The sequence below is a fragment of the Gordonia sp. KTR9 genome, from assembly GCF_000143885.2.
GTDB lineage: Bacteria > Actinomycetota > Actinomycetes > Mycobacteriales > Mycobacteriaceae > Gordonia.
The window spans coordinates 487,268-506,403 of sequence record NC_018581.1 but is presented as its reverse complement, the minus strand read 5'-3'; the positions used below and the strand labels follow the sequence as shown (position 1 = coordinate 506,403).

17 protein-coding genes are annotated in these 19,136 nt (G+C 68.1%); 5 read left to right on the top strand and 12 right to left on the bottom strand.

Annotated features, from left to right (window positions below; translation table 11 throughout):
• The first annotated feature begins 112 nt into the window (after positions 1 to 112).
• Positions 113 to 1,573, top strand: coding sequence for an adenylate/guanylate cyclase domain-containing protein (locus KTR9_RS03030; RefSeq protein ID WP_083888927.1), 1,461 nt, complete (start codon positions 113 to 115; stop codon positions 1,571 to 1,573).
• 55 nt (positions 1,574 to 1,628) lie between these two features.
• On the opposite strand, the gene topA is transcribed toward KTR9_RS03030, so the two are convergent.
• The 3 genes from topA to KTR9_RS03015 form a co-directional block, all read right to left on the bottom strand.
• Positions 1,629 to 4,694, bottom strand: a complete 3,066-nt coding sequence (topA, locus tag KTR9_RS03025; RefSeq protein WP_014925151.1) for a type I DNA topoisomerase — start codon at positions 4,692 to 4,694, stop codon at positions 1,629 to 1,631.
• A gap of 185 nt (positions 4,695 to 4,879) precedes the next feature.
• Positions 4,880 to 5,464 (bottom strand): hypothetical protein, encoded by a 585-nt coding sequence (locus KTR9_RS03020; protein ID WP_010844243.1) that lies wholly within the window; start codon positions 5,462 to 5,464, stop codon positions 4,880 to 4,882.
• A 183-nt stretch (positions 5,465 to 5,647) separates the two neighbouring features.
• Positions 5,648 to 5,851, bottom strand: a complete 204-nt coding sequence (locus KTR9_RS03015) for a cold-shock protein (RefSeq protein ID WP_004022110.1) — start codon at positions 5,849 to 5,851, stop codon at positions 5,648 to 5,650.
• A 335-nt stretch (positions 5,852 to 6,186) separates the two neighbouring features.
• On the opposite strand from KTR9_RS03015, the gene KTR9_RS03010 reads away from it, so the two are divergent.
• Together KTR9_RS03010 and KTR9_RS03005 are read left to right on the top strand one after the other, a co-directional pair.
• Positions 6,187 to 8,514 (top strand): DEAD/DEAH box helicase, encoded by a 2,328-nt coding sequence (locus KTR9_RS03010; RefSeq protein ID WP_014925150.1) that lies wholly within the window; start codon positions 6,187 to 6,189, stop codon positions 8,512 to 8,514.
• Positions 8,507 to 9,058: a hypothetical protein gene (locus tag KTR9_RS03005; protein ID WP_035718080.1), complete on the top strand. Its 552-nt coding sequence runs from the start codon at positions 8,507 to 8,509 to the stop codon at positions 9,056 to 9,058. The genes KTR9_RS03010 and KTR9_RS03005 overlap by 8 nt, the downstream gene beginning before the upstream one ends.
• A gap of 34 nt (positions 9,059 to 9,092) precedes the next feature.
• Here the strand turns inward: KTR9_RS03005 and KTR9_RS03000 are convergent, their stop codons facing one another.
• The 9 genes from KTR9_RS03000 to KTR9_RS02960 form a co-directional block, all read right to left on the bottom strand.
• On the bottom strand, positions 9,093 to 9,464 hold the full coding sequence (locus tag KTR9_RS03000; RefSeq protein ID WP_044505733.1) for an Rv3654c family TadE-like protein: 372 nt from the start codon (positions 9,462 to 9,464) through the stop codon (positions 9,093 to 9,095).
• A complete protein-coding gene (locus tag KTR9_RS02995) occupies positions 9,461 to 9,853 on the bottom strand; it encodes a TadE family type IV pilus minor pilin (RefSeq protein ID WP_014925147.1) in 393 nt (130 codons plus the stop codon). The genes KTR9_RS03000 and KTR9_RS02995 overlap by 4 nt, the downstream gene beginning before the upstream one ends.
• On the bottom strand, positions 9,853 to 10,113 hold the full coding sequence (locus KTR9_RS02990; protein ID WP_238554020.1) for a DUF4244 domain-containing protein: 261 nt from the start codon (positions 10,111 to 10,113) through the stop codon (positions 9,853 to 9,855). Before KTR9_RS02990 ends, KTR9_RS02995 begins: the two co-directional genes overlap by 1 nt.
• Positions 10,114 to 10,261: 148 nt before the next feature.
• Positions 10,262 to 10,636: a VOC family protein gene (locus tag KTR9_RS02985; protein WP_014925145.1), complete on the bottom strand. Its 375-nt coding sequence runs from the start codon at positions 10,634 to 10,636 to the stop codon at positions 10,262 to 10,264.
• Between the two features lie 34 nt (positions 10,637 to 10,670).
• On the bottom strand, positions 10,671 to 11,273 hold the full coding sequence (locus KTR9_RS02980) for a type II secretion system F family protein (RefSeq protein WP_014925144.1): 603 nt from the start codon (positions 11,271 to 11,273) through the stop codon (positions 10,671 to 10,673).
• A gap of 11 nt (positions 11,274 to 11,284) precedes the next feature.
• Positions 11,285 to 12,139 (bottom strand): type II secretion system F family protein, encoded by an 855-nt coding sequence (locus tag KTR9_RS02975; protein ID WP_014925143.1) that lies wholly within the window; start codon positions 12,137 to 12,139, stop codon positions 11,285 to 11,287.
• On the bottom strand, positions 12,136 to 13,344 hold the full coding sequence (locus KTR9_RS02970; protein ID WP_014925142.1) for a TadA family conjugal transfer-associated ATPase: 1,209 nt from the start codon (positions 13,342 to 13,344) through the stop codon (positions 12,136 to 12,138). Before KTR9_RS02970 ends, KTR9_RS02975 begins: the two co-directional genes overlap by 4 nt.
• Complete coding sequence (gene ssd, locus KTR9_RS02965; protein ID WP_044507553.1) at positions 13,341 to 14,402, bottom strand: septum site-determining protein Ssd; 1,062 nt, start codon at positions 14,400 to 14,402, stop codon at positions 13,341 to 13,343. Before ssd ends, KTR9_RS02970 begins: the two co-directional genes overlap by 4 nt.
• A 950-nt stretch (positions 14,403 to 15,352) precedes the next feature.
• Entirely contained in the window at positions 15,353 to 16,108 is a 756-nt protein-coding gene (locus tag KTR9_RS02960; protein WP_010844253.1) for a hypothetical protein, read from the bottom strand.
• Between the two features lie 404 nt (positions 16,109 to 16,512).
• Here KTR9_RS02960 and acs point away from each other — a divergent pair, with 404 nt between their 5' ends.
• Positions 16,513 to 18,453 (top strand): acetate--CoA ligase, encoded by a 1,941-nt coding sequence (gene acs / locus KTR9_RS02955; RefSeq protein WP_010844254.1) that lies wholly within the window; start codon positions 16,513 to 16,515, stop codon positions 18,451 to 18,453.
• Between the two features lie 176 nt (positions 18,454 to 18,629).
• Positions 18,630 to 19,136 (top strand): phage holin family protein, encoded by a 507-nt coding sequence (locus tag KTR9_RS02950; protein WP_014925140.1) that lies wholly within the window; start codon positions 18,630 to 18,632, stop codon positions 19,134 to 19,136.

The following is a 19,136-nucleotide window of genomic DNA, read 5'->3' as shown; positions in this document are numbered from 1 at the left end:
CAAGCAGCCAGCTACCGTAGTCTCCGTGGTTCAACAACGGTCGCGGTGGTCAAAGGGCCTGCATCTGGCCCGATGGCTCATTCATACGCCGTGGCCGATTCTCGCACTCGACATGCTCCGGGCGAACCTCGTCGGCGCACTGTTCACCTTCGCGTTCCTGCGCTTCGGCATGCCGATCCAGGACTCGATCAGCCTCGACGAGATCACCGCGCTGAACCAGGTCATCTTCGCGGCCTACCTGCTGATCGCCATGGTCATCGGGGGCTTCGCCAGCATCCAGCTGTCCCTGCCGGTGCTCATCTGGCATCGTCGCCGCACCCGACTCGACAACGAGGCCGCACGACGACGCGCACTCGCCCTGCCGATGCTGCTGACGGCGGTCAACGCCGCGCTGTGGGTCGTCGGCGGCACGCTGTTCACACTGGTCAACCTGACCGTGTCGTCGAAGAACGCCTTCATCGTCGCGATCGCCAGCACGATCGGCGCGATGGTCACGTGCGCGCTGAGCTACATGCAGGCGGAGAAGGTCATGCGGCCCATCACCGTCGCGGCCATGGCCAACAACCCCGACAACGCGATCGCGCCCAGCGTCACCACCCGTATCACCGCGTTCTGGGTGATCAGCGTCGTGGCTCCGATGCTGGTGATCATCGGGATGATCGTGCTGCATCGACTCGGGATCATCGAGGCCGACTCCACCGGCCTGGAACGCCCCATCCTGTGGATGGCCATCTCCGCACTCGCATTCAGCGTCATCGCGATCGTGCGTGTCGTGGCCGCCATCAACGACCCGATCAAGCAGCTGCGCCGCGCGCAGTCCAAGGTCAGCGAGGGCGACCTCAACGTCGCGGTGAAGATCTACGACGGCAGCGACCTCGGCCTGCTGCAGGCCGGGTTCAACGACATGGTCGCCGACCTGCGCGAACGTCAGGAGCTGCGCAACCTGTTCGGCCGCTACGTCGGCGAAGACGTCGCGCGCCGTGCGATAGAGACCGGCACCGAACTCGGTGGCGAGGAACGGTACGTCGGCGTCCTGTTCGTCGACATCGTCGGCTCGACGCGACTGGCGGTCAACCGGCCGCCACGCGAGATCGTCGAGCTGCTCAACGAGTTCTTCCGGGTCGTCGTCGGTGTCGTCGGACGCCATGGCGGGTTCGTCAACAAGTTCCAGGGCGACGCCGCGCTCGCGATCTTCGGGGCTCCGCTCGACCTCGACGACTTCGCCGGCCGCGCCCTCGCGTCCGCGCGCGAGCTGCGCGCCGAGCTCTACGAGTCCCTCGGTGACACCGACATCGGCATCGGCGTGTCGGCCGGCAAGGCAATCGCCGGACACATCGGCGCCGAACAGCGACTCGAGTACACGGTCATCGGCGACCCGGTCAACGAGGCGGCCCGCCTGACCGAACTCGCGAAAGACGAACCCACACGCGTTCTCGGGTCGGCGCGCGCCGTGTTCCTGGCATCCCACGAAGAAGCCGAGCACTGGGAGATCGGCGAGGGCGTCGAACTCCGCGGGCGCGGGATCGAGACACTTCTCGCACGCCCGCACCTCGAGCCGGACCGGCAGAGCTGAGCGACTCGGCCCAAGGCTGCGAGCTGCAGATCACCGCTGCTCCTACGCGGTACTCCTACTCGGCGTCCGGGGCCGCCTTCTTGGCCGCGGTCTTCTTGGCGGTCGCCTTCTTCGTCGCGGTCTTCTTGGCGGTCGTCTTCTTGGCTGCGGCCTTCTTCGCGGTCGTCTTCTTCGCCGCCGTCTTCTTGGCCGGAGCCTTCTTCGCCGCCTTCTTGGTGGCCTTCTTGGCCGGCCCGCGCGCCCGGCGATCGGCGAGCAGCTCCATCGCGCGTTCCGGCGTGATCGAGGCGACCTCGTCGCCCTTGCGCAGGCTGGCGTTGGTCTCGCCGTCGGTCACATAGGGTCCGAAACGGCCGTCCTTGATGACCATCGGCTTGCCGCTGACCTCGTCGTCCTTGCCGAGCTCACGCAGCGGCGGTGCGGCCGCCTGCCGACCGCGACGTTTGGGCTCGGAGTAGATCTTGAGCGCCTCGTCGAGGGTGATCTCGAAGAGCTGCTCCTCGGAACCGAGCGATCGCGAGTCCGATCCCTTCTTGAGGTACGGACCGTACCGGCCGTTCTGCGCGGTGATCTCGTCGCCGGACTCCGGGTCGACGCCGACGACACGCGGCAACGACAGCAGCTTCAGTGCATCGTCGAGGGTGACCGTCGAGATGTCCATCGTCTTGAACAGCGAGCCCGTGCGTGGCTTGGGACCGGCCTTCTTCGCAGCCTTCTTCGCGGTTTTCTTCGCCGCGGGCTTCGTCTTCGTGGCCGTGCCGCCACCGGGCGCGTCGAGTGGGACGACATCGGCGTCGGCGGAGTCGGAACCTCCGGCGCCACCGCCGGCCCCACCGTCACGCGGTGTCGGGCCCGCGGGAATGGTCGCCGGGGTGTCTCCGTCGTCGTCATCGTCGTCCGACGGCAGGACCTCGGTCACATACGGGCCGAATCGGCCCTCCTTGGCGACGATCTCGTGACCGGTCGCCGGGTCCGTCCCCAGCGAACGGCCCTCTTGCGGTGTGGCAAAGAGCTTTTCGGCCACTGCGAGGGTCAACTCGTCCGGCGTGATGTCGGCGGGCAGGTTGGCACGCTGCAGGTCGGGCTCCGCGTCGGGCGACGTGGCGACGTTGCGTTCCAGGTACGGACCGAATCGGCCGACCCGCACGTAGATCGGGCGTCCCTCCTCGTCGTCGAACAGACGGATCGAGTTCACCTGCCGGGCGTCGATCTCCTCGAGATTGACACCCACGAGCTTCTTCAGACCGCCGTGCTGCGCGATCGCCGACTGGGCGGAACGGCTCTCGCCGTCGGCGGGGCTGCGATCCTCACCGAAGTAGAACCCCGACAGCCACCGCGTCCGGTTCTCGTTGCCGGTGGCGATCTGGTCGAGATCGTCTTCGAGGGTTGCGGTGAAGTCGTAGTCGACGAGGTTCTCGAAGTACGCCTCGAGCAGCCCGACCACCGCGAAGGCGATCCACGACGGCACCAGGGCGTTGCCCTTCTTCACCACGTAGCCGCGGTCCTGGATGGTGCCGATGATCGAGGCGTACGTCGACGGCCGGCCGATGCCGAGTTCCTCGAGGACCTTGACCAGCGACGCCTCGGTGAAACGCGCGGGCGGGTTGGTGGAGTGGCCGTCGGCGGTGAGGTCGGTCGCGGTGAGCGCCTGCCCCTCCGTCAGCTGCGGGAGGCGGTTCTCGGCGTCGTCGGCCTGACCGCCGGTCTGCTCGTCGACGGTCTCGACGTAGGCCGACAGGAAGCCGGGGAAGGTGATCGTGCGTCCCGACGCGGCGAACGTCGCGCGCTCCCCGGAGGAAGCCGTGCCGGCGATCCGCAGGCTCAGCGTGGTGCCCTTGGCGTCGGCCATCTGCGAGGCGACGGTGCGCTGCCAGATCAGCTCGTAGAGGCGGAACTCGTCGGCCTCGAGCTGTCCGGCGACCTGCCCCGGGGTGCGGAAGGTCTCGCCGGCGGGACGGATCGCCTCGTGCGCCTCCTGCGCGTTCTTGACCTTGCGCGTGTACTGCCGCGGCGTCGGGTGGACGAAACTGTCGCCGTAGAGCTCGCGGGCCTGGTTGCGTGCGGCGTTGATCGCCGACTCGCTCAGGCTCGTCGAGTCCGTACGCATGTAGGTGATGAAACCGTTCTCGTACAGCCGCTGGGCGATGCGCATCGTGCGATCGGAGGTGAACCGCAGCTTGCGACCCGCCTCCTGCTGCAGCGTCGACGTCATGAAGGGCGCGTACGGACGGCGCGTGTACGGCTTCTCCTCGACCGACGTGACGGTCATCGCCGCGCCCCGCAGGCCGGCGGCCAGGCTCTCGGCACGATCGGCGTCGAGCACGATCACGCCGTCCGACTTCTTCAGGGCACCCGTGGCCTCGAAGTCGCGTCCGGTGGCCACACGAGCGTCGTCGACGTTGACCAGTCGCGCCTTGAAGGTCTGCGGGTTCGAGTCGTCGGCGCTCTCCGCGTCCATCGTCGCGGAGATGTCCCAGTATTCGGCCGACACGAACGCCATGCGCTCGCGTTCGCGCTCGACGATGATGCGCGTGGCCACCGACTGCACGCGGCCGGCCGACAGCTTCGGCATGACCTTCTTCCACAGCACCGGTGAGACCTCGTAGCCGTAGAGGCGGTCGAGGATACGGCGGGTCTCCTGGGCGTCGACGAGGTCGATGTCGAGGTCCCGGGGATTCTCGGCGGCTGCCCGGATCGCCGGTTCGGTGATCTCGTGGAAGACCATCCGCTTCACCGGGATCTTCGGCTTGAGCGTCTCGAGGAGATGCCAGGCGATCGCCTCCCCCTCGCGGTCACCGTCGGTGGCGAGGTAGAGCTCGTCGACGTCCTTCATCAGCGCCTTCAGTTCGCTGACGGTCGACTTCTTGTCCGGGGACACCACGTACAGCGGTTCGAAGTTGTCGTCGACGTTCACGCCGAGGCGTGCCCAGGGCTGGCCCTTGTACTTGGCCGGGACGTCGGCCGCGCCACGCGGAAGATCGCGGATGTGCCCGCGGGAGGACTCCACCACATAGTTCGACCCGAGGTAGCCGGCGATCTTGCGGGCCTTGGTCGGGGACTCGACGATCACGAGGCGTCGAATGCCCCCACTCGAGCGGGATGCGGTGCTGGTCTCTGCCACCGGGGCGTCCTTTGGTTGACTGGGTGGAGAACGTTCCTGCGTGTCAGGTCAGGTGTGTTCGTTGGGTTTGTACCTTATGTATAGCGCCGTTTGCACATTTGAATTCCGCGACGGATCGGCCCGGGCGACGGATCCGCCGCCACATTGACACGTTCTACCAGCTCAGAAGCCCGAGTGTGGGATGGCTAATGCTCGTCCACCGGCGGCCAGTCCGCGACGGCCTCGGCGCAGGGCGGCACCCCGACGTACTCGTGCAGGCGCGACAGGCGTCGATGGCCGGCGATCCGCAGTGCCGGCGATTGCCCGCGCGTACCGACGAGGGTCGGCGCGATCCCGACTCGCATCAACGCGGTCGCGAGGGCGGCGTGCGACTCCGGGGCGTGAGGATCCAATCCGAGCTGATAGCGGCCGGCATCGCTGTGACCTGCGGCGATCACCCACAGACGCAGCGCCCGATAGCTCGGGACCCAGCCGGACGGCATCGCCTTCACCGCGCCGGACGACCATGCCCTGTGCAACGGGTCCAGCTCATGACAGGAGGCGGTACGTGCCAGGGGCGTGCCCTCATCCGACGTCGTCGACTCGGCGTCGAGGCCGGCGGCACGCATCTCGACGACGATCTGCTCGGCTCGCCAGCGATCGGCGACCACGATCGAGACCCGCGTACCGGTTTCGGAGCGGACGGTCTGTCCGTGCGCCGCGAGCAGCCCCGCGAGGTCGGTGTACGCGGGCTGTTCGGTCTCCGCGGAGAAAAACGACAACTGGCCCACGAGTCGAGACTAGGTCGTCCCCGGGGCCGGAGCCGGGGTTTGGGGTCGGCGGGTTCACGACGCCGCGGAGCACGTGCCGCCCGCGCACGCCGGGCACAGACAACAAACCGCTCCCGCCTCGACGAATCGAAACGGGAGCGGTGGTTTGCCCCGACTGCGTGGTGCAGTCACACGCGGGTGTTCTCAGACGGCGCGGACGCCAGTGGCCTGCGGACCCTTGGTGCCCTGACCGACCTCGAACTCCACCCGCTGGTTCTCCTCGAGGGTGCGGAAACCGGATCCCTGGATCTCGGAATAGTGGACGAACACGTCGTCGGAACCCTCATCAGGCGCGATGAAGCCGAAGCCCTTTTCCGCGTTGAACCACTTCACAGTTCCCTGTGCCATTCTTGCAATCCTTTACATATCAACTGTCGCGACACGATGGGTCATCGTGTCGTGGCCGGTCGACCGCCATACCTCAAAGAGCCCCGCGAAGATCTGCATCGATCCGCCAAACTAACCTCAGTACCACGGCTGCAACATGCTTGTCGCCCACCGGGCGGTGGGTCGCGAAAGCTGCGGCCGGAACCAGTCAATCATGTTCGGTCCCCCAGCGATAGTCACACGAACCAAAGTGAGTGAAAACCTCGTCAAACTTCAGATCAACGACATCAGCCGGTAACATCGCCGCAGGTCAGGGACCACGCAGCGACACTATTTCGAAGAGTTGTCACCAGAAGATGCAGTACTCCACATTCGGGACAGGGCTGCTGGCCCGGACCCTCGCGGGTTCCGACGCCGACCCCTCCCCTCTCACTCACCTGTCGGTAATCCCGTCGCGCTCAGCATCTTTCGACGACTGGCCGGAGTGGGTGCCGCAAGCTCTGATCGACGCCTATGCCGACAACGGCATCGAGAAGGTGTGGACTCACCAGGCGCGCGCGGCCGACGCCGCATTCCACGGAAATCATGTCGCTATTTGCACGGGTACCGCCTCAGGCAAATCGTTGTCGTATCAAATGCCCATTCTCACCGCTTTGCTGAACGAAAAGAATGCGACGGCGCTATACCTCGCACCGACAAAAGCACTCGGCGCCGACCAGATCCGGGCGGTGTCGTCGATCATCGCCGGACGGCCGGAGTTCGGGCATCTGCAGCCGTGCGCATACGACGGCGACACCGACCCCGAGATCCGTCAGTGGGCGCGCGCCCATTCACGCTGGATCTTCACCAACCCCGACATGCTGCACATCGGGATTCTGTCCCATCACCACCGCTGGCGTCAGTTCTTCCGGCATCTCCGATTCATCGTCGTCGACGAATGCCACCACTATCGTGGGGTGTTCGGGTCCCATACCGCGTTGGTGATGCGGCGATTGCTGCGCATCGCGCGGGCGGCCGGCGCCGATCCCATCGTCATCGGGGCGAGCGCGACGGTCGCCGAGCCGGCAGAGGCGCTGGGCAGGCTGATCGGCGAGCCGGCCGTCGCGGTGACCGAAGACGGATCTCCCCGCGGCGAGCGGACCGTCGCCCTCTGGGAGCCCGACTTCCTGCCCGTGGTCACCGGCGAGAACGGCGCACCGGTCCGCCGCTCGGCCGGCGCCGAATCCGCCCGTCTGCTGGCCGATTTCGTGGTCGAAGGGGCTCGCACGCTGTGCTTCGCCCGTAGCCGGCGGGGTGTGGAGCTCACGGCGCTCAGCGCGCGGCACCTGTTGTCGCAGAGCGCCCCCGAGCTCGAGTCCCGGATCGGCGCCTACCGGGCGGGTTATCTCGCCGACGATCGACGGCGTCTCGAGAAGGCCATCTCCGACGGGGAGCTGCTGGGCGTGGCCACCACCAATGCGCTCGAACTCGGCGTCGACATCAGCGGGCTCGACGCCGTGATCGTCAGCGGTTATCCCGGGACGGTCGCCTCGTTCTGGCAGCAGGCGGGGCGGGCGGGGCGCCAGCGCGAGTCCGGCGACTCGCTCGTCGTACTCGTCGCGCGCGACGATCCGCTCGACACCTACCTCGTGCACCATCCCGAGTCGCTGCTCGGCAAACCCGTCGAGGCCACCGTCACCGACCCCGCCAACCCGTACATCCTGGGTCCGCATCTGCTGTGCGCCGCCATGGAGAAACCGCTGTCGGACAAGGAGATCGACGCCTGGAACGCCCGCGACGTGGCGCACGACCTGGCGAGCGAAGGTCTGCTCCGCAAACGCAAGTCCGGGTGGTATGTCACCGCCGGGACCGAGCCCCACGCCGACGTCGACATCCGCGGCGGGATCGGCGGGCAGGTCCTCATCGTCGACACCACGACATCGCAACTGCTCGGTACGGTCGACACCGGTCGTGCGATGTCGACCGTGCACCCCGGCGCCGTCCACATCCACCAGGGCGAAACCTATCTGGTCGACGAACTCGACCTCGACGACGGTCTCGCGCTGGCCCACCCGGAGGATCCGGACTGGACGACGTCGGCGCGGGAGACGACCGACATCACCATCACCGCGACGCTCGCGAGCCGACGATTCGGTCCGTTGACGGTTGCGTTCGTCGAGGTCGACGTCACGCACCAGGTCGTCGGGTATCTGCGCACGTTGCGGACCGGCGAAGTACTCGACGCCGTCGAACTCGACATGCCCGAACAGACACTGAACACCCGCGCCGTGATGTACACCCTCACACCGGAGTCGCTGGCCGACGCCGGAATCGACGAGACCCGGTTGCCGGGCTCGCTCCATGCCGCCGAGCACGCGGCGATCGGCCTCCTTCCACTGGTGGCGACCTGCGACAGATGGGACATCGGTGGTCTCTCCACCGACCTCCACCCCGACACCGGGCTGCCGACGGTCTTCGTCTACGACGGTTACATGGGTGGCGCCGGTTTCGCCGAGCGAGGGCACTCGGCTTTCCTGACCTGGATCGACGCCACCCGCGACGCCGTCGCCAGCTGTGGTTGTGAGAGCGGCTGCCCATCGTGCGTCCAGAGTCCCAAATGCGGCAACGGTAACGATCCGCTGGACAAGAATGGCGCAGTAGCCGTCCTGGATCTTCTCCGTCGGGAATACTTGGCCCATGCATGACGAGGCATCCGACCGGGGGACACATACCTATCGTCAGGTCACTCGACCCTCCCGGGCCTTCTTCCTGCTCGCCCGACCGACGCAGAACACCGACCAGTTGCCGTCCTCCATCGGCGAACGCGATGTGTTCTTCTCCGAGGAGGAGGCACTCGACGCCCTGGACCTCCACTACGCGTGGTGCGCCGCCCGTTCCGGAGGATTCACCGACGTCGTGACGACCGCGCAGTGGTACCTCCAGACGGCGATGGTCGGCCCGCGGGTCACCGCGTCACTCGGCGAGGTCTACCTGGCGTCGTCCGATGCGCAGTCCGGCGAGACGTGGGCAGCGGCAGGAGGTTTCCTCACCGAAGGAGAGCTCATCCACTGGTCGTCGTTCGTTCGGGCCGCCCGGACGTGGATCCCGATGAACACCGGCACCGATGCCTTCGAACTCGCCTACCGCGGTGACACCGACGTGCACTTCCACCAATTGTGGTTTGCTCCCATGCAATCCATCCGGGTGTATCCCAAACGGATCTCGGTGGACGCGGACGGGCGCGGCTAGGTCCGGCGTCAGCAGTCGCCGACTTGACGTCGACTCAGCCGACGGGTCCCGCCCGGGCCTGTGCCGTCGCGTCGTTCGTTCCGAAGCTCCCGAGTTCGACCGGCACCCGTACCGTCACCACCACGTCCTCCCCGACGATGCGGCACCCGACGAGTTCGGCGCCGGAGGATTGCCGCCCGGCCAGGTCTCGCGCGGACGCACACGGATCCACCTCACCGGCGACGTGATCGATTGCCGCGGCCAGCGCCGACAGATCGGCTGCCGACTGGGCCCGATGGCGCGCCAGCACAGCACCCCCGACGTAGATCACCATCACGAGGACACCGGCCAACGCCGCGATCACGAACGCACCCAACACCGTCGCGTGACCATCGTCGTCGGCGACGAGTCCCCGACCGGCCCTCACGGTCCGACCCCGGGCGCGAACACCACCTCGTCGGCACCTGTCGGCTCCTTCGCCGCCACTGCCCGCGCCGAGATCGTCAACCCCGGCAGCATCGCCACGTCTGACCGGACCTCGACGACGACATGCTCGTCCGAGGCCGAGATCGACACCCGGGCATCGTCTCCGGCGAGCTGTTGCGCAGCCTCTCGCGCCGCGACATCTCCCGCGGCGGACAATCGCGCCACCTCGCGCGCCGCGTCGGTGCATCGGATCTGCGTGGTCACCGCGGCGATGGCGCCAACGGCGATCAGTACCATGACGACGATCGCCGCGACGGCGTACGCGGCCTCGACGGTCACCATCCCCGATTCGTCGGCGACGAAGCGTCTCAACCGATTCCGACGGCTCATCAGCCGACCGAGGTGTTGAGAGCCTTTCCGATGATGCCGGTCAACGCACTCACGATGTTGTCTCCGGTGACCACGGTATAGAGGATCGCACCGAAGGCGGCCGCGGCGATCGTCCCGATCGCGTACTCCGCGGTCGACATTCCTTCGTCGTCGGTCATGAGGCGGGTCATGTGTGCGCCGAGACGTCCGATCGTGGCGCCGCGATCGTGCCCCGAAGCGGCAGGGGTGTCGTGGTGAGTCCGGAACATGATGCGTGACATGGTCTCTCCTGGGAGTCGATGGAACCGCGGGAAACGGTGTTGCAAGTACTTGCGGTGTTACAGCTACTTGGACGCACCGCGTCCCGGTTCGGATCCCTCGGATTTCGAGACCATGCCGGGCCTGCGGGCAGACCCGGCCGGAGGTCGGCTACGAGGTCGACCACACCCCGAGTTCGTTGCCGCTCGGGTCCGTGAAATGGAACCGGCGGCCGCCGGGAAACGCGTAGGGCCCGTTGACGATCTCACCGCCCGCGGCACGCACCTTCTCCGCGGTGGCGTCCAGGTCGTCGGAGTAGAGCAACACGAGCGGGCCACCGCGAACGACGGCGGTGTCGCTCGTCGCGAGGCCACCGACCTCGGGCAGATCCGGGCCGCCCGGATTCACGATCCCGGCGTACGCGGGCCCGTAGTCGTTGAACTCCCAGCCGAACGCCGCGGCGTAGAAGGCCTTCGCCTCGGCGGCGTCGGTGACGGTGAGTTCGATGTAGTCGATCGCGTGGTGTCGAGATCCCGAGTCGCTCATGGAGGCCATTGTGCGTCGGCGTACCGACAGTGCGTCAGACCGAACCCAGAACCGTCGAGGCGAGCCCGACGACGACCGGGACGATGCCGAGGCAGATGAACGCCGGGAGGAAGCACAGTCCGAGCGGGCCGCTGATGGCGACACCTGCCCGCTCCGCGGCCGCGAGGGCGTCGTCGTGCGCCCGGCGCCGCACGTCCTCGGCGAGTTCGGCGAGTCCGCCCGCAAGTGACGAGCCGGCCCGCGCCGATCGGCGGGCCATCGCGGCGAGCGCATCGAGATGGTCGTCGGACGACCCGCCCCCGTCGGTGAGGACCGACCATGCCGCGTCCGGATCGGCACCGAGCTGCAGCAGGTCCGCGACGTGGGCGAGTGGGCCGGCCATCGAGGCCGGCGCGCGTTCGGCTACCACCGACGCCGCGGTCCCCACCGGCAACCCGGCGCGCAGGAACACCGCGAACAGGTCGAACGACGACGCGATCGCGAACGGGTCGTCGGGGGCGGGCCCGGCACCCAGCCAGCGCGGCGTGCGAGCAGGGGGTGTCGGCGGCTCGGTCACGCGATACAACAGCCACCGCGGCGCGGGCCAGATCCACAGCGCCGCGGCGAGCAGGACCGCCGAACACGCCGCACCCGTCATCCCACCAGGGGTCAATGCGCCAGCACCTTTCCGGTGATGCGCTCCGACCAGCCGATGCCCGCAGCCACCAGGCCGCACCCGGCCATCAGCAGAATGCCACCCAGCCCTCCGCCGAGGAGGACCTGGATCGGTCCCGCACCCGTTGCCTGTCCCAGCGCTATCCCCAGGAGCGGCAGACCGGCCAGGACCGCTGCGGTTGCCCGGGGCCCCGACAGTCCGGCCCGGGTTCGATCGGCGAAACCCCGCCGGGCCTGTAGATCCGAACGCACCGCACCGAGGAGGTCGACCATCGGCAGACCGCGGTCGTCGGCGATCTGCCAGGCCACTCCGATGCGACGCCACGACTCCCCGTCCGTTTCCCCGCCCACGCGGGCGTCGGCCCCGGACGCCGGGTCGATCACCGAACCGCCCAGTGCGGCACGACAAGCCATCGCCTCCAATCCGTCCGCGATCCCGGACCCGGAGCCCGCATCACCCGGATCACGACGACGGAGTTCGGCGACCGCGACCTCACAGGCCCGCACCGGCGGTGCGCCGACCGACAGTTCGGCGATCATCAGCGACAGCGCGAGAAGCAGTTCGTCCATCCGGCGATCACGTCGCTTCTCGGCCAGTCGCCGTCGGCGGACCCACAGCACGATCGTCACGACGATCCCCGCCGCGACGGCGGCCGGTAACCCGCCCACCAGGAGGGCACCGAACGGCGCCGTCATCGGGAGCAGCACGGCCGGTGTCGACGACCACGCAGGTGCGGTGTGTCCGCACACCGCGAGGAGCCGGGGGGTCGCCCGAGGCGGTGCGGACATCAGCACCGCGACACCCGCGGTGCCCAGCACCAGTGCGACCGCGGCCGGCGTCGACATCATCGACCACTCCCCGACACCGGCCCACCGGCGGCGACCAGCGCGTCGAAGTGTCGACGATCAGAGGTGAAACCACTGTCACGCAACCAGATCGGCACGATCGCCACGCGCCCTGCGTCGTTCCGGCGAACGACCCCGATCTCGACGAGACCTCGTGTGCCACCTGCGTTCCGCGCCACCCCGAGTACGACCTGCAACGCGGCACCCAGCTGACTGTGGAGAGCGTCGCGAGCCATACCTCCCAGTGCGGCAAGCGCTTCCATGCGGGCCGGCACCTCCGACGTCGAGTTCGCGTGAACCGTTCCGGCGCTTCCGTCGTGCCCGGTGTTCAGCGCCGTCAGGAGGTCGATGACCTCACCACCGCGCACCTCCCCGACGATGATCCGGTCGGGTCTCATCCGAAGTGCCTGTCGGACCAGGGTCCGTACCGGGACCTCGCCCACACCCTCGACGTTCGACGCCCGCGCGACGAGCCGCACCACCTGCGGATGCCGCGGGGCGAGTTCGAGCGCATCCTCGACGCAGACGACCCGCTCGCGCGGATCCATGGCACCGATCAGCGCGTTGAGCAGCGTCGTCTTCCCCGTTCCGGTGCCGCCGATCACCAGGAAGGCCAGGCGCTTCCGGAGGATGTCGGCGATGACCGGCACGACCTCGGTCGGGATCGCGCCGCTGTCGACGAGGCTCGGCAGGTCCTTGGACGCCGACCGCAGGACCCGCAACGAGATACAGGTCCCATCCGCGGCAAGTGGCGGGATGATCGCGTGCAGCCGCACGGTGTACCCGCGGCGCCCCACGTTCGACAACTGCCCGTCCACCCAGGGCTGTGCGTCGTCGAGACGGCGCCCGGCGCCGAGTGCCAGCCGACCCGCGAGGCGTCGTACCGATGCCTCGTCCGGAAATCGGATGGTCGTCGACTCGAGTCCGGAACCGCGGTCGACCCACACCTCGTCGGGTCCGGACACCAGGATGTCGGCGATGTCGGGTTCGGCGAGCAGTTGCTCGAGCTTGCCCGCCCCGGTCAGCTCGGTCTGCAGGAATCGAAGCGCGGCGAGCAGGTCGGTGTCACCGAGCACTCCCCCGGCCTCCGCGCGGATCGCGTCGGCGATGACCGCCGGACTCGGGTCGGACGCGTCGGCGGCCAAGCGCGAGCGGACCCGGTCCAGCAACGCCTCGTCGGCCTGACCGTCCGTTCGGGAACGCGTCACGACGCGAGCCGTCCGCGCTCGGCGACCCTCGTGTACACCGTTCGTGCCGCACGACCGAGCGGACCGCGATGTCGCAGCCGCAGCGGGCCGCCCTCCAACCGCACCGCCAGGCGGGGCTCCGGTCGATACGCGGCGAGCAGCGGCAGTCCGATCGCGTCGGCGACCTGCTGTGGGCGCAGACCGCCGGGCGAGGGGCCCCGCACCGCGAGCTCGACGGCCACCTCGTCGCCGACGACACGATCGACGATGCGCCGGGCCGCGGCGCATCCGCCGACGGTGGGAGTGGTCACCACGACCACGACGTCGGTGGACGCGATCGCCGCGCGCACCACCGGGCTGTCGCATCTGGGCAGGTCGAGCACGACGAGATCACCGTGGGTGTGGCCGGCATCGATGACCGCGGTGACCGCCTCGACACTCAACCCGGCAGCCGGGAGGCGCTGAGAGGTCAGCACCGCGAGACCGTCGCCCGCACTCGGCAGCGCCTGGTGCAGTGCCGTTCCGCCGACGACCCCACCGTCGAGCGAGAGATCCTGCCATCGCAGCCCTCGACGACGTTCGAGGCCGAGCAGGAGGTCGGCACCCGCGCCCATGTCGTCGAGGTCGAGCAGCAACGTGGGCGAGCCGGCGTCGGCCGATGCCAGCGCGACCGCGGCGGCCAGTGTCGAGGCCCCGGCACCGCCGTGGGCCCCGATGACCGCGACGACGCCGGCCGGGCGGCGTCGCGGTACCCGGCACTCGGTCAGTACCCGGACGAGGCGTCCCTCCTCGGCCGGCAGCGTCGACGCGTCCTCGACGCCCAGGTCCATCGCCATCCGCCACGTGTGCGCACCCGGTTCGGTTGCACTCACCAGCACCAGACCGGGCCGGCGGGGCGGGCGAACGCGGCTCAGGACAGCGATGGCGGGCGGGTCGACGACCACGGCGCGGGCCGTCAGCCATTCCCGCCGGCAGTCATCGGCGGGTGCCGTCTGTACGAGGTAGCCGGCCGCCGCGGCGCACCGCGCGACATCGTCGTGGAGTTCGGGATCTACGAGAACCAGGAGTTCGTCGGGCATGCGGACGATCATGCGGCCGGAGGAGCCCGTCGACCGGTGGGATTCCGGCGGTCTGGGGATGGGGCCGAAGCCTGTGGACAACGTGCCGCGCTCAGCGCGTTCCACGGGTAGAAAAGACCCCAGACAGAGGACAACCCCGGCCAGGGGGGGAGGAGGCCGGGGTCGTCACGTTTCAGCCCCGGGGGGTCGGGCTGAAACGCACCGGTATGAGAACCGGGTAAGGATGACTATACACACGGATTCGGATTCTTTGCAAGCACAACAATCGCTTTCGCGAATGTCCGTTCTACTCCAGGGTAACAAGAAGCGCGAATGGGCAATCCGAGTTGGGCGTTATCCGAGAAACGCGATTCCGGCGCGGAAAGCACGCAACGTCTTTGCAACGTCCCCTTGACCACCCCGCGGGCCGGGATCGTGCGCGATCAGACCCCCATGCACCCATTCCTCCTCGGAACCCGCTGGGCAACAACATTTTTCGCTGAAGCATGCAAGTTGTCCGACATTCCGACACTGAACGCTTGATGTGACCGGCATCACGGTGTAGAACAGTGGTTACGGAAACTCGGAAGGCCAAGTTCGATCCGGAAGAGAAGGAACGGACCCCCACGCCGAGCACTTCCCAGCACGGGCGGCAAGCACCCACGCGGAGCACGCCGCATATGGCAAAAGTGTTGTGCGCCTGCGACATCGCAGTCAGGACGACCGACCGCCACACTCGTTGCGCCATCGCCTTCCTCCCCTGAGGCGCCAGGCCCGGGAGGAACGGCACACAGCTGGCAGCACGTGGACGGTCCGCAATCCCGACTCGCGGTCAATCGCCGAGGCGGTAACCACAACCCACCAAGCACGCTTGGTAACTTGAGTCCGTGCTACGCGGGCGGCAACCGCGTCGTTTACGACGCCGGCGGCCGCCCGCAGCGCTGTCCGGGACAGAAACGCAACCCCGACCGCTATCCCGCCCGTGCCGCGTCGGCGATCGACTTCGCCTCCGCCGCACCGGCTTCCAGAGCCTCGCAGCAGAAGACGATCCAGTCCCGCAGGCCGGCTTCGGTACCTGTCCCGAAGCTCGTCGCCAACGTGCGATACTCGCCGACCCGCTTGAACCAGGTCACCTCCGGCACGCCGAGGCAGTGCGGGTCCAACCCGGTGGCGGCGGCGACGAGCCGAGACGCGGCGCGGGCGACGACGCCGTTGGCGGTCGGAAAGGCATTCATGGCCAGCAGCTCGCCGTGGACCACCGCGACGAGCACGGGCGCCGGAACCGACGTCGCCCCGGTTGTCAACTGCCCCAACAAATTGAGACGTTCGCCGACATCCGTCCCACTCCGTGGCCGCCCGAGCTCATCGGGGTCGTCGACGAGGTCGGCGGCGGCGAGAGTGTGCAGCCGCGCCAGAGCCTGGGCCGGCGCCCGCCGGATCACCGAGGTCATCGTGACCAGGGAGTCGCCGTCGAGTGCCTGCGACACCCGCATCGCGCCCGCGAGGATCGGGTCGTCGAAGTCGCCGTCACGCCGGAGCTCGACGCTTCCGCCGTCGATGGCGGCCGAGGAGCGACCGGCCCGCCACGAGGCCTCGGTGGCGGTCTTGTCCCATCCTCGCAGGTTGGCGGGGTGCCGGTGGACCGCGGAGAGAGCGTCACGTGCGCGATCGGCAGCCGAGGAGACGCCGGGTAGCTCCAGCAGGGGCAACAATGGGTCGGTGGTCACGAACCGACGATAGTTGCGTCGACGGCCATCCCTTCCAGGACACCCTCGGTCTCGCGCGGTACGGCGGCGACAGAGGCCAGAGGCGCTTCCCCGTTCCCTCGAATCCGGAATTAATGAACCCTCATTGTTAGTCGCCGTTTCGAAATTCCGTGCGGCCTATTGTTCGTACCGCCGAGTCAGTCGCCCGGCTGAAACGAAGCGTCGCCGACTCCGGTCGCCGCCGACGGGCGTCCTACCGTTCGTCGTCACCCACCGGCCGTTCGTCGCGAATCGGTTGCGTTCGCATACGGGACGGTTCCTGGGTCGACGTCGACGTGACTACGCTCACACTGTTTCCCCGTACTGACGTCGGGTCACCTTACTGTTGAGTGACCGCCGTCGACAGCGAAAGGCCCTTCTCACCGATGTCCTCCACCGTCCAGGCATTCCCACCTTCCGACGAGTTCGCCGCCCAGGCCAACGGCACCGCCGAGATGTACGACCATGCTGATGCCGATCGCCTCGAGTTCTGGGCCGAACAGGCCCGGAGGCTGGACTGGGCCACCGACTTCACCACGACCCTCGACTGGTCCGACGCCCCGTTCGCCAAGTGGTTCGTCGGCGGCACCCTCAACGTCGCCGTCAACTGCGTGGACCGCCACGTCGCCGCAGGTAAGGGCGACCGAGTCGCCATCCACTGGGTCGGGGAACCCGGCGACACCCGGGACCTCACCTACAGCCAGCTGCTCGCCGAGGTGAGCAAGGCGGCCAACTACTTCTCGTCCATCGGACTCGTCGCCGGCGACCGCGTCGCCATCTACATGCCGATGGTCCCCGAGGCCCTGATCTCGATGCTCGCCTGCGCCCGCCTCGGACTCACCCACTCCGTGGTGTTCGCCGGCTTCTCCTCGGGAGCGTTGCGCTCGCGCGTCGACGACGCCGAGGCCAAGCTCGTGATCACCACCGACGGGCAGTACCGCCGCGGCCAGCCGGCACCGCTGAAGACCCAGGTCGACGAGGCGCTCGGCACCGGCGACGACGCCGCGAAGTCGGTCGAGAAGGTTCTCGTGGTCCGTCGGACCAACCACGACCCCGACCTCAACTGGGTCGAAGGCCGCGACGTGTGGTGGGAGGACACCGTCGACGAGCAGTCCGACACCCACGAGGCCGAGGCGTTCGACGCCGAGCACCCGCTGTTCCTGCTCTACACCTCGGGCACCACCGGTAAGCCCAAGGGCATCGTCCACTCCTCGGGCGGCTACCTGACCCAGGTCAGCTACTCGTTCCACTACGTGTTCGACCACAAAGAAGGCCGGGACGTCTTCTGGTGCGGCGCCGACATCGGCTGGGTGACCGGCCACTCCTACCTCGTCTACGGCCCGCTCTCCAACGGCGCCACCGAAGTCGTCTACGAGGGAACCCCCAACTCCCCCAACGAACACCGCCACTTCGAGATCATCGAGAAGTACGGCGTCAGCATCTACTACATCGCCCCGACGCTGATCCGCACCTTCATGAAGTGGGGACGCGAGATCCCCGACGCCCACGACCTCTCCACCATCCGGTTGCTCGGCAGCGTCGGCGAACCGATCAACCCCGAAGCCTGGAAGTGGTACCGCGAGGTCATCGGCGGCAACTCCGCGCCGATCGTCGACACCTGGTGGCAGACCGAGACCGGCGCCATCATGATCTCGCCGCTGCCCGGGGTGACCGCGACCAAACCGGGCTCGGCGATGAAACCGCTGCCCGGCATCAGCGCCAACATCGTCGACGACCAGGGCAACCCCGTCGGCGCCGGCGAGCAGGGCTACCTCGTGCTCGACCAGCCGTGGCCGTCGATGCTGCGCGGCATCTGGGGCGACGAGGAGCGCTTCCGCGAAACCTACTGGTCACGCTTCGCCGAGCAGGGCTGGTACTTCGCCGGCGACGGCGCCCGCTACGACGAGGACCACGCCCTCTGGGTCCTCGGACGCGTCGACGACGTCATGAACGTCTCCGGTCACCGCATCTCCACCGCCGAAGTCGAGTCGGCCCTCGTCGGCCACTCCGGTGTCGCCGAAGCCGCGGTCATCGGCGCCGCCGACGAGACCACCGGCCAGGGCATCGTCGCCTTCGTCATCCTGCGCGAAGGCGTGGAGAACACCGGAGACCAGCTGATCGCCGAACTGCGTCAGCAGGTGTCGGTGGAGATCTCGCCGATCGCCAAGCCCCGCGAGATCAACGTCGTGCCCGAACTGCCCAAGACGCGGTCGGGCAAGATCATGCGCCGCCTGCTCAAGGACGTCGCCGAGGGACGCGAACTCGGCGACACCTCCACCCTCGTCGACCCGTCGGTCTTCGAAGCGATTCGCGCGAAGAAGGCCTGATCCCGCCCGGACGACCGTCCCCTGCGGGCCTGTCCTGACTCGATGCGCCACCGGCGAACTCCCGCCGGTGGCGCATCGCACGTTCGGGCACTCCCCGACGCACCCATGGGTGGGCCGCCACGTCAGCGGCGCTCGCATGGCAACATATGGCCATCAGCCGAACAACGGAGGATTCTGTGAGCCCCAACGAGCACGGCCTGCCCGACGCGGGCCGGGACTCCGTCCCGTCGATCCCGCTCTCCGACGCCAATGCCGGCCGTAACGGTGAGCCGACGATCGGAAGCCTGGTCAAGGACGCGACCACCAGTGTCTCCACCCTGTTCCGATCCGAGGTCGCGCTCGCCAAGGCCGAACTCGTCACCGAGGCGAAGAAGGCCGGCGCGGGCACGGGGCTGCTGATCGTCGCCGGTGTGATGGCGCTGTACTCCAGCTTCTTCTTCTTTTTCTTCCTCGCCGAGTTGCTCGACGAGTGGGTCTGGCGCTGGCTGGCATTCCTCATCGTGTTCCTCATCCTGGTGACGGTCACCCTGATCGCGGCCTTTGTGGGCTATCTGTTCTTCAAACGGGTTCGGGGACCGAAGAAGACGATCGAATCGGTCAACGAACTGCCGACCGTCCTGCCGAACCGTCACGCAGAGCACGAGACCTCGCACCCGAGAATCCCGCCCGCCCGCGAAGGGTGA